The organism is Agromyces mediolanus, from assembly GCF_014648575.1.
Taxonomy (GTDB): Bacteria; Actinomycetota; Actinomycetes; order Actinomycetales; family Microbacteriaceae; genus Agromyces; species Agromyces mediolanus.
Genome location: NZ_BMRJ01000001.1, coordinates 1,303,424 through 1,313,410 on the forward strand (window position 1 = coordinate 1,303,424; position 9,987 = coordinate 1,313,410).

The 9,987-nt window shown below is 73.6% G+C and carries 7 protein-coding genes; 2 read left to right on the forward strand and 5 right to left on the reverse strand.

Annotation, left to right across the window (positions count from 1 at the left end):
- The coding region (locus tag IEY71_RS06250) for a phosphoribosylaminoimidazolesuccinocarboxamide synthase (protein WP_189084391.1) at nucleotides 1–900 on the reverse strand (900 nt) is incomplete at its 3' end.
- A gap of 14 nt (nucleotides 901–914) precedes the next feature.
- Nucleotides 915–2,240 (reverse strand): phosphoribosylamine--glycine ligase, encoded by a 1,326-nt coding sequence (gene purD, locus IEY71_RS06255; RefSeq protein WP_189084392.1) that lies wholly within the window; start codon nucleotides 2,238–2,240, stop codon nucleotides 915–917.
- Nucleotides 2,241–2,272: 32 nt separating this feature from the next.
- Here purD and IEY71_RS06260 point away from each other — a divergent pair, with 32 nt between their 5' ends.
- A complete protein-coding gene (locus tag IEY71_RS06260; RefSeq protein ID WP_189084393.1) occupies nucleotides 2,273–2,641 on the forward strand; it encodes a sterol carrier family protein in 369 nt (122 codons plus the stop codon).
- Nucleotides 2,642–2,876: 235 nt separating this feature from the next.
- On the opposite strand, the gene IEY71_RS06265 is transcribed toward IEY71_RS06260, so the two are convergent.
- Genes IEY71_RS06265 through IEY71_RS06275 form a run of 3 tightly spaced genes read right to left on the reverse strand, consistent with a single transcriptional unit; the run spans nucleotide 2,877 to nucleotide 5,904 of the window.
- A complete protein-coding gene (locus IEY71_RS06265; RefSeq protein WP_189084394.1) occupies nucleotides 2,877–3,653 on the reverse strand; it encodes a heme ABC transporter ATP-binding protein in 777 nt (258 codons plus the stop codon).
- Nucleotides 3,650–4,774 (reverse strand): FecCD family ABC transporter permease, encoded by a 1,125-nt coding sequence (locus IEY71_RS06270; RefSeq protein ID WP_373292246.1) that lies wholly within the window; start codon nucleotides 4,772–4,774, stop codon nucleotides 3,650–3,652. Before IEY71_RS06270 ends, IEY71_RS06265 begins: the two co-directional genes overlap by 4 nt.
- Nucleotides 4,771–5,904: a heme/hemin ABC transporter substrate-binding protein gene (locus IEY71_RS06275; RefSeq protein ID WP_189084395.1), complete on the reverse strand. Its 1,134-nt coding sequence runs from the start codon at nucleotides 5,902–5,904 to the stop codon at nucleotides 4,771–4,773. The genes IEY71_RS06270 and IEY71_RS06275 overlap by 4 nt, the downstream gene beginning before the upstream one ends.
- A gap of 164 nt (nucleotides 5,905–6,068) precedes the next feature.
- Between IEY71_RS06275 and IEY71_RS06280 the strand changes: the two genes are divergently transcribed.
- Complete coding sequence (locus IEY71_RS06280) at nucleotides 6,069–9,902, forward strand: HtaA domain-containing protein (RefSeq protein ID WP_189084396.1); 3,834 nt, start codon at nucleotides 6,069–6,071, stop codon at nucleotides 9,900–9,902.
- The last annotated feature ends 85 nt before the right edge of the window (nucleotides 9,903–9,987 follow it).

A 9,987-nucleotide genomic window follows, 5' to 3' on the forward strand; every position in this document is an offset into this window, starting at 1 on the left:
GGCGGTGCGCTCGACGACGTCCTGCGGCAGGGCGGGCGGCTCCTGCCCGGCGGAACGGTCCCAGTTGGCGCTCAGCCAGTCGCGCACGATCTGCTTGTCGAAGCTCGCGAGCCGCTCGGCGAGCGGGGCGTCGGTGCGGGCGTACGCTTCGGCATCCCAGTAGCGGCTCGAGTCGCTCGTGAGCACCTCGTCGCCGAGGGTGACGATGCCCGTCTCGCGGTCGGCGCCGAACTCGAACTTCGTGTCGGCGAGGATGACGCCGTGCGCCTCGGCGATCGCGGAGGCCTTCGCGAAGACCTCGAGCGAGATGGTGCGCAGCTGCTCGGCGACGACCTCGCCGACCAGCTCGACGGTGCGTTCGTACGACACGTTCACGTCGTGCTCGCCGACCGGCGCCTTCCACGCCGGGGTGTACACCGGCTCGGGCAGCTTGTCGCCGTCGGAGAGGCCCGCGGGCAGCGGCATCCCGCCGATCGCGCCCGTCTGCAGGTACTCCTGGTAGCCGCCGCCGGTGAGGTAGCCGCGCACGACGCACTCCACCGGGAACATGTCGAGCGTGCGGCACACGGTCGCCCGCGGGGCGACCTCGGCGGGCACGGGCGGCACCTCGAAGCGGTCGTCGTGGGGCTGCACGAGGTGGTTCGGCACCTCGGGCAGCTGCTCGAACCACCAGTGCGTGAGCTCGGTGAGCAGCGCGCCCTTGCCCGGGATGGCGGGGTCGAGGACCCGGTCGAAGGCGCTCACCCGGTCGCTCGCGACGACGAGCACGATCGGGGAGCGCCGCAGCGGATCGCCTGTCCACGTGTCGTCGTCGTCGGGCGTGGCCGCGGGCACGTAGAGGTCGCGGACCTTGCCGGAGTAGACGTGCTGCCAGCCGGGCAGTTCGGGGGCGTTCGTCATCCGTCGGGCCTCTCTCAGTCGGCGACGCGGGCCGCGATGTCGGTGCGGTACTGCCCGCCGTCGAGGCGGATGCGTCCGATGGCGTCGTAGGCGCGGCGGCGGGCCTCGGCGAAGTCCTCGCCGACGGCGACGACGTTCAGCACGCGGCCGCCGGTCGCGACGAGCCCGGGGGCCTCGTCGTCGGCGGCCACGGCGGTCGCGGCGTGTGCGAGGTGCACGCCGGGCACCTCGGCGGCCTGGTCGATGCCCTCGATCGCGCGACCCGTCTCGGGCCGCTCGGGGTAGCCCTCGCTCGCGAGCACGACCGTGACGGCCGCCTCGGGGCGAAACTCGGGCTTCGGCAGCCCGCCGAGTCCGCCGGTCGCGGCGGCGAGCAGCAGCCCGGACAGCGGCGTCGCGAGGCGGGGCAGCACGACCTGCGTCTCCGGGTCGCCGAAGCGGGCGTTGAACTCGATGACGCGGATGCCGCGGCTGGTCAGGATGAGGCCTGCGTACAGCAGCCCGGCGAACGGCGTGCCCTCGGCGGCGAGCTGGCGCACGGTCGGCAGGGCGATCGACTCGATGACCTCGTCGACGAAGGTCTCCTCGCTGCCGAACACGTCGCCGCGGCCGTTCGTGGCGCCGGCGAGCCAGGGCAGCGGCGAGTAGGCGCCCATGCCACCGGTGTTCGGGCCCTGATCGGCGTCGAGCAGGCGCTTGTAGTCCTGCGCGGGGGAGAGCGGCAGCACGTGCTCGCCGTCGGAGAGCAGGAACAGCGAGACCTCGGGTCCGTCGAGGAACTCCTCGACCAGCACTGGGCCCTGCTGCAGGTAGTGCGCGGCGTGCGCGAGGGCGGCGTCGCGGTCCTCGGTGACGAGCACGCCCTTGCCGGCGGCGAGCCCGTCGGCCTTCACGACGTAGGGCGCGCCGAACTCGTCGAGCGTGCGGGCGACCTCGTCGAGCTCGGCGGCGCGCACGGCGCGGCCGGTCGGCACGTTCGCGGCGTCCATGATGCGCTTCGCGAAGGTCTTCGAGCCCTCGAGCGCGGCGGCCTCGCGGTTCGGGCCGAAGACGGGCAGGCCGGCGGCGCGGAGCGCGTCGGCGACGCCCGCGACGAGCGGCGCCTCGGGGCCGACGATGACGAGCTCGATGCCGTGCTCGCGCGCGTAGTCGGTGACGACGGCGGGGTCGGTCGGGTCGAGCGCGATAGTCGTGACACTGCCGCGCGCGGAGTCGGTCGGCGAGCCCGCGATGCCCGCGTTGCCGGGGGCCGCGACGATCTCGTGACCGGCCTCCTCGTCGAGCAGGGCGAGGATGATGGCGTGCTCGCGCGCGCCCGAGCCGAGGACGAGGATCTTCACCCCCACAGGCTACCGCGAGGGAGAATGGCGGGATGGCACGGGCGAGGATCGATGACATCGCAGGACGCGACGCGGTCGCGGAGTGGGCGCGCGACGGCGACGGCACCGCGCGTCCGGTGCTCGCGCTCGCGGTCCGCTACACCCTGCAGCTGCTCGCCGAGCTGTCGCCCGGCGGCACGGTCGAGGTGCGGGTGCCGCCGTTCGGCGCCGTGCAGTGCATCGAGGGGCCGCGCCACACGCGCGGCACGCCGCCGAACGTCGTCGAGACGGATGCCTCGACCTGGCTCGGCCTCGCCACCGGCCGCGCCTCGTGGGACGAGGCGCGGGCGAGCGGGCGGGTGCACGCCTCCGGGCAGCGCGCCGACCTCGCGGGGCACGTGCCGGTCATCGCGGTGCGCTGAGCCCCTGGTTCGCTGAGCCTGTCGAAGCGTTGGTTCGCTGAGCTTGTCGAAGCGTTGGTTCGCTGAGCTTGTCGAAGCGTTGGTTCGCTGAGCCTGTCGAAGCGAGGCCCCATGGTTCGCTGAGCTTGTCGAAGCGGCGATCCCCTCGACAGGCTCGGGGAACCACCCCGCCCCTCGACGGGCTCGGGGAACCAGGACGGCTCGGGGAACCAGGACGGGCTCGGGGAACCACGCGTCAGCGGATCGGCAGCACGAGCGGCACGCCCGTGCTCGGGTGCGGCAGCACCTCGACGGCCTGCCCGTAGACGGCCTCGATCCGCTCGGCCGTCAGCACCTCGGCGGGGGCGCCGGTGGCGACGACCCGCCCGCCGCGCAGCAGCGTGATGTCGTCGGCGTACGCCGCGGCGAGGTTCAGATCGTGCAGCACGACGAGCACGGTGTCGCCGCGCTGCGCGTGCGAGCGGGCGAGCCGCAGCACGTCCTCCTGGTGCTTGAGGTCGAGCGCCGCAGTGGGCTCGTCGAGCATGAGCACGGGGGTGCGCTGGGCGAGCACCCGGGCGAGCGCGACGCGGGCCCGCTCGCCGCCGGAGAGCGAGGGCACCGTGCGGTGCGCGAGGTGCGAGACATCCGTCACCGCGAGCGCGTCGTCGACGATCGCGTCGTCCAGCTCTGCCTCCGGACTCCTCGCCCAGGGGTGCCTGCCCATCGCGACGACCTCGCGCACCGGGAACGGGAAGGAGACGCGGTGGTCCTGCGTGAGCACCGCGCGCTCGCGGGCGAGCGCCTTCGGGCTGCGGCCGGCGAGCGGGGCGTCGCCGAGCCGCACCTCGCCGCTCGCGGCGGGCAGGTCGCCGGACAGGGCGGCGAGCAGGGTCGACTTGCCGGCGCCGTTCGGGCCGATGAGCGCGTGCACCCGGCCCGCGTGCGCGGCGAAGTCCACGTCGTGCAGCAGCCGGGCGCCGTCGATCTCGACGCACAGACTGCGCGCCTCGAGCGCGGCCGGCCGGGTCATCCCCAGCCTCCCGAGCGGCGGCGGGTGCGCAGCAGCAGCCAGAAGAAGAAGGGACCGCCGATGAGCGAGGTGAGCATGCCGATCGGCAGCTCCGCCATGGGTACGAGGGTGCGCGCCGCGAGGTCGGCGAGCAGGAGCAGCAGAGCGCCGCCGAGCGCGCTCGCGATGAGCAGCGGCCGGTGCGCCGGCCCGATCGCCATGCGCATGAGGTGCGGCACGATGAGGCCGACGAAACCGATGATGCCGGCGAAGGCGACGGCCGAGCAGACGAGGACGGCGACGAGCACGATCGAGGTGATCCGCACGGCCTCGACCCGCACGCCGAGGTGCCGGGCGCCGCGCTCGCCGAGGGAGAACAGGTCGAGGGTGCGGCCGAGCAGCAGCGCTCCGGTGATCGCGACCGCGATGAGCGGCAGCATCACGGCGACCTCCTGCCAGCGGGCGCCGTTCAGCGAGCCGAGCTGCCAGAACACGATCTCCTCGCGCGAGCCGGAGTCGCCCAGGAAGGTGAGGAACGCGAGCGCCCCGCCCGCGAAGGCGTTGATCGCGATGCCGGTGAGCAGCAGGGTCACGACCTCGGTGCGGCCGCCCGCCCGACTCGTGAAGTAGACGAGCAGGGTCGTGAGCAGTCCGGCGACGAAGGCGGCGCCCGCGGTGACGAGGTCGCCCGCGGCGGTCCAGCCGAAGACGATCGCGCTCGCGGCGCCGAGCGCCGCGCCCGAGGAGACGCCGACGACACCGGGTTCGGCGAGCGGGTTCGCGAAGATCGCCTGCATGACGGTGCCCGCGACGGCGAGGGCCGCCCCGATGAGCACGGCCATGGCGACGCGGGGGAAGCGGATGTTCCAGAGCGCCGAGTCCGCGTTCGGCACGGTCTCGGGGGCGTTCGAGAGGCCGAGGCCGCGCAGGATCGAGGCCCACACCTCACCGGGCGGGATGGCGAGCTGGCCGGTGCCCGCGGCGACGACCGCCGCGACGACGAGGCCGAGGGCGAGCCCGGTGAACAGCAGGGTGCGGCGGGTGCGTAGCGTCACCCGGCCGCTCGGCGGCGCGGTGACGGAGTCGAGCGGCGCGCGGTTCGTGCCAGCGTCGCTCGTGCCCGCCTCGGCGGTGCGGGTCACGGCAGCGGGCCGGACTGCGTCGGCGCCCACACCGCGCGAGCCAGCGCCTCGACGATGTGCGGGGCGCGCGGGCCGAAGCTCAGGATCTCGGTGTCGGCCATGTCGACGAAGCGGCGGTGCTCGCCCGCGGGGGTCGAGGCGAGGGCGGGCACCCGCTCGAGCAGGCCGTCGACGCCGCCGACGGACTCGAGTCCGTCGGTCATGAGGAGCACGACGTCGGGCTGCGCGGCCACGAGCGCCTCGGCGGTGACGGGGCGCATGCCCTTCCAGCCGATCTCGCCGGCGATATCGACCCCGCCGATCGCCTCGATGAGGGCGTCGGCGCCGGACTCCTCGCCGAAGAGGTAGTACACGTTGGCGGAGCCGCGCACGTAGAGGAACAGCACGCGCGGGCGCACCTCGGGATCGGCCGGCACCGCGGCGGCGATCTCGGCGGTCGTGCGCGCCAGCTCCTCGTCGACCTGGGCGGCGAGCAGAGCGCCGCGCTCTGGCACGCCGAGCGCGGTCGAGACCTGCTCGATGAGCACGTCGATCGTGTCGAGGCTGCGCTCGGAGGTGGTGAGCACGACGGGGATGCCGGCGTCGCGGAGCTGGTCGAGCACGTCGATGGGGCCGAGCGTGGTGTCGGTGATGACGACGCTCGGATCGAGCGCGAGGATCGCCTCGGCGGTGATGCTGTGGCCGCCGTGGGTGACGACGGGCAGCTCGGCCGCTTCCGCGAAGCCGGTGGAGCCGTCGCGGCCGACGACGCGGTCGCCGAGGCCGAGACCGAAGACGGTCGCCGCGAGCGAGCCGGAGATGTCGAGGGGGAGGATGCGTGAGGCATCCTCGACCGTGACCTCGTTGCCCTTCGCGTCGGTGACCGTGACCGGCAGGGCCGGCTGCTCGTCGCTCTCGACGACCGGGAGGGCGGAGTCGGCGAGGCAGGCGGTGGACTCGCCGACGGTCTCGCGCGGGGTCTGCTCGATGGCGAGCTCGGCGAAGGGCACCTCGGCATCGACGCAGTTCGGGGCGACGGCCGCGGGCCCGGCTGCAGCGCCGGTGGCGCACCCGCTGAGCAGCACGACGGCGAGGGTCGCGAGAGCGGCGAGGCGCGTGCGCGCCGAGCGGGGGCTGGTGCGTGAGGTCATCAGAGTGAGGTTAGCCTACCCTCAATATTGACAGGGCGTCAGTGCGAGGCATAGGTTCGTCTTAGCCAAGCCTAACCTCAATTGGTTTCCCCCGATCACCACCACTGAAAGCCGCGCTCGCCGACGTGCGCCGCGCGGCTTCGTCATGCCTGGAGGACCGCGTCGTGAAGACACCGTCACCGACCACCGCTCGACCGGCGACCCGCGCCGGAACAGTGACCCGCTGGCTCGCGAGCGGGCTCGCCGCCCTGCTCGTCGCGGGCGGCTCGCTCATGTCGACGGGCCCCGCGCTCGCCGAGGAGGCGACGCCGTCGCCGGCTCCGCTCGTCGCGGAAGCGCCGGCCGCGCCCGCGGACTCGAGCGCTGAGGGCGACGCGGCGGGGTCGGGTTCGCCCGAGGCATCCCCCGCGCCGGACGCCCCGGCGACGGAGACCGCGCCGGAGGCCGAGACCGCGCCGCTCGCCGAGACGCCGCCCGCGCCAGCCGGCGACGCCCCCGCTGCCGCGCCGCTCGCGGCCGCGGCGCCGCAGCTCACGATCTCCCCGGCGAACGATGTCGACCCGGCGGTGCAGCAGGTGTTCACGGTGACCGGCACCGGCTTCGTCGGCGAGGGCGCGAAGAACGGCGCCTACCTGCTGATCGGCGAGACCGGCATCTGGGCCGGTGAGGGCCCGCTCGTCTCCGAGGGCTGGCTCGCGCAGAGCTGGGTGATGCCGCGCGAGATCGTCGACGGCGCCTTCACCAAGTCGATCACGATCGCCGCGGGCGCCTTCGACCCCGCCAAGAGCTACACGGTCGCCTCGTCGGCCGCGCACGAGCTCTCGGCCACCGACCGCTCGCTCGACGCCTTCGCCCCCATCACCGTGAAGCAGCCGGTGGTGCCGACGGTGTCGGTGTCGAAGACGACGGGGTTGGATGCGGCCGGTGAGGTCGTGACGGTGACGGGGACCGGGTTCTCGCCGGTGTCGCCGTCGACGGATGGCGCGCGTCCGCCGCTGGCGGGCAAGTTCGGTGGCGCGTACGTGGTGTTCGGCTCGTTCCTGGACGTGTGGCAGCCGAGCGTCGGCGCGCCGTCGTCGGCGCGGGTCGTGGATTCGCAGAAGTGGGTCGTGAACCCGGAGGATGTCGCGACGATCGGTGGGGCGGCGCGTGGCGCGGTCGCGATCGAGGCGGATGGCTCGTTCCGGGTCGAGCTGACGGTGCGCGAGTTCGAGAAGGCCCTGGCCGACGGGAACTATGGCATCGCGACGTACTCGGGCGGCGGGGCGAAGCACGCCGGGTTCGAGACGTTCACCCCGATCGAGTTCGCCGCCGCACCCGCGGTGCCGAAGCTCACGATCTCCCCGTCGAAGGACGTCGACTCGACGGTCGAGCAGACCTTCACGGTGAAGGGCACCGGCTACCTCGGCGCCGGTGCGGCGATGGGCGCCTACGTGCTCATCGGCGACGCGACGATCTGGACCGGTGACGGTCCGCTCGTCGCCGACGGCTGGCTCGCGCAGGCGTGGGTGAAGCCGAGCCAGATCGTCGACGGGGCGTTCAGCATCGACGTGAAGGTGCCCGCCACGTCGTTCGATCCGGCCAAGGCGTACACCGTCGCCTCCTCGGCGGCGCACGCGCTGTCGGCCACCGACCGCTCGCTCGACGCCTTCGCGCCGATCACGATCGCTCCGGTGAAGCCGAAGCCGACGCTCACCGTCACCCCGGCGACCGAGGTCGACCCGAACGCGGCGCAGACCTTCACGGTCACCGGCGCGAACTACCTCGGCGACGGGGCCGCGCAGGGGGTGTACGTGCTGCTCGGCGACGCGACCATCTGGACCGGGGACGGGGCCCTCGTCGCGGACGGCTGGACCGCGATGGACTGGGTCACGCCGAGCCAGATCGTCGACGGCGCGTTCACCGTCGAACTGAAGGTGCCCGCCAAGTCCTTCGACCCGGCCAAGCGCTACACGGTGGCCACCTCGGCCGCGCACGGACTCTCGGTCTTCAACCGCACCATGGACGCCTTCGCACCCATCACGCTGAAGGCAGACGCGCCGAACCCGAAGCTCACGGTCACCCCGTCGAAGGACGTGGATGCCTCGAAGGAGCAGACCTTCACGGTCAGCGGCACGGGCTACACCGGTGCCGGCGCGGCGAACGGCGCGTACGTGCTGCTCGGCGACGCGACGATCTGGGCCGGTCAGGGCCCGCTCGTCGCCGAGGGCTGGCTCGCGATGGGCTGGGTCAAGCCGCACGAGATCGTGGACGGCGCCTTCTCGATCGAGCTGACGGTGCCCGCCGGGAAGTTCGACGCGAAGAAGCGCTACACGGTCGCCTCGTCGGCGGCGCACTCGCTGTCCGGGACCGACCGTTCGCTCGACGCCTTCGCGGCGATCACGGTGAAGGGCGGCACGGTCACGCCTCCGGTCGACCCGAAGCCCCCGGTCGACCCGAAGCCGCCGGTGACCAACCCGGTCGCGAGCGGCTCGCTCAGCTGGGGCGTCAGCTCCAAGTTCCGCGCCTACATCACCGGTTCCACCGCGCGCGGCTCGATCACCGTCGGCTCCGGGGCGACGCAGGCCGGCGGCGTGTTCCAGTTCGGCCAGACGGGCGGCAGTTTCAACGCCGCGAGCGGCACGGGCACGGCGGACTACGCCGGTTCGGTGCGCTTCACCGGGCACGGCGGCATCCTCGACCTGAGCTTCTCGAACCCGACGCTCCGCGTGACGAGCGCGACGAGCGCGGTGCTCGAGGTCACGGCGAACGGCGCCCGGGTCGACCTCGCCACGGTCGATCTCGGCGCAGCCGCCAAGTCGACGGTCGGCGGCGCGACCCGCTTCGCCGGCGCCCCCGCCACGCTGACCGCGGCCGGTGCGGCTGCGTTCCAGGGCTACTACGGCGCCGGCGAACCGCTCGATCCGATCACGGTGGTGATCGGCACCCCCGGTGCCGCGCCCGCGGGTAGCACCGGCACCACGGCCTCGGCCGCGCCGGCGTCCGCGGCGAAGCCAGTGCCGCTCACGCCTCCGGCGACCAGCGGCATCCAGCTCCCCCCGGCCGTGCTCGCCGACCTCGTCGCGGGCAAGCCGGTGACGATCTCGGTCGACGGCTTCGAGCCGAACGAGACCGGCATCATGGTCGTCGTCTACTCGACGCCGACCGTGCTGGCCGAGAACCTCACGGCCGACGCGAACGGCGTCGTCACCTGGACGGGCTCGCTGCCCGCCGGGCTCGAGCCGGGCGAGCACACGCTCACCTTCCAGGGCTCGATCTCGAAGGGCGTCGTGTTCACCGTCGCCGTGGTCGCGAACCAGTGCCTCGTGACCGACGGCACGCTCGACTGGGGCTTCAAGGCGAGCTTCCTGCAGTACCTCGAGAGCGGCATCGCGAACGGCACGTGGACCGTGACGGGCGCGAGCGAGCGGGACAGCCGCTTCGCCTTCACCGGCGGCACCGGCCCGATCGACGCGAAGACCCTGCGCGGCGTGGTGGCGTTCCCCGGCTCGGTCGAGTTCACCGGCCACGACGGCGCGCTCGACACGACGATCGCGAACCCGAAGCTCGAGTTCGCGAGCGCCGAGGAGGCGTACCTGCTGCTCGACGTGACGGGCACCACGCAGGACGGCGCGCCCGTCGAGGCGAAGGGCGTGCGCTTCGCCGAGCTCGAACTGTCGGGCCTCGCCGTGGACGGCACCACCCTCGCCGCGAGCGACGTGCCGGCCGTGCTCACCGAGCAGGGCGCCGCCGCCTTCGGCACCTACGCCGCGGGCGAGGAGCTCGACCCGGTGACGTTCAGCCTCACCCTGCCGGCCGACTGCGGGGTGGCGGTCCCGGCCGTCGCCACCGACGACGGCGAGGTGCAGCGCACGGATGCCGGGAGCGCCGAGGTCGCCGAGACGGCCGGCGTCAGCCCGTGGCTGATCTGGGGCGGCGTCGCGCTGCTGCTGATCGTCGTCGCGATCGTGCTGCTCGTGCTGCTCCGCCGCCGCGCGGCGGCGCGCACGGAGGCGTAGCCCGCCGCGGCATCCGTCTCCACGCCGATCGCGGCGAGGCACGCGTCGGCCATGCCGCGCACGACCTTGCCGCCGATGATCGGCG

Excerpts from the sequence above, each read along its gene's own strand:
- IEY71_RS06265 (WP_189084394.1), bottom strand. The coding sequence starts at position 3,653 with ATGACCCGGCCGGCCGCGCTCGAGGCGCGCAGTCTGTGCGTCGAGATC.
- IEY71_RS06275 (WP_189084395.1), bottom strand. The coding sequence starts at position 5,904 with ATGACCTCACGCACCAGCCCCCGCTCGGCGCGCACGCGCCTCGCCGCT.
- IEY71_RS06260 (WP_189084393.1), top strand. The coding sequence starts at position 2,273 with ATGGCACGGGCGAGGATCGATGACATCGCAGGACGCGACGCGGTCGCG.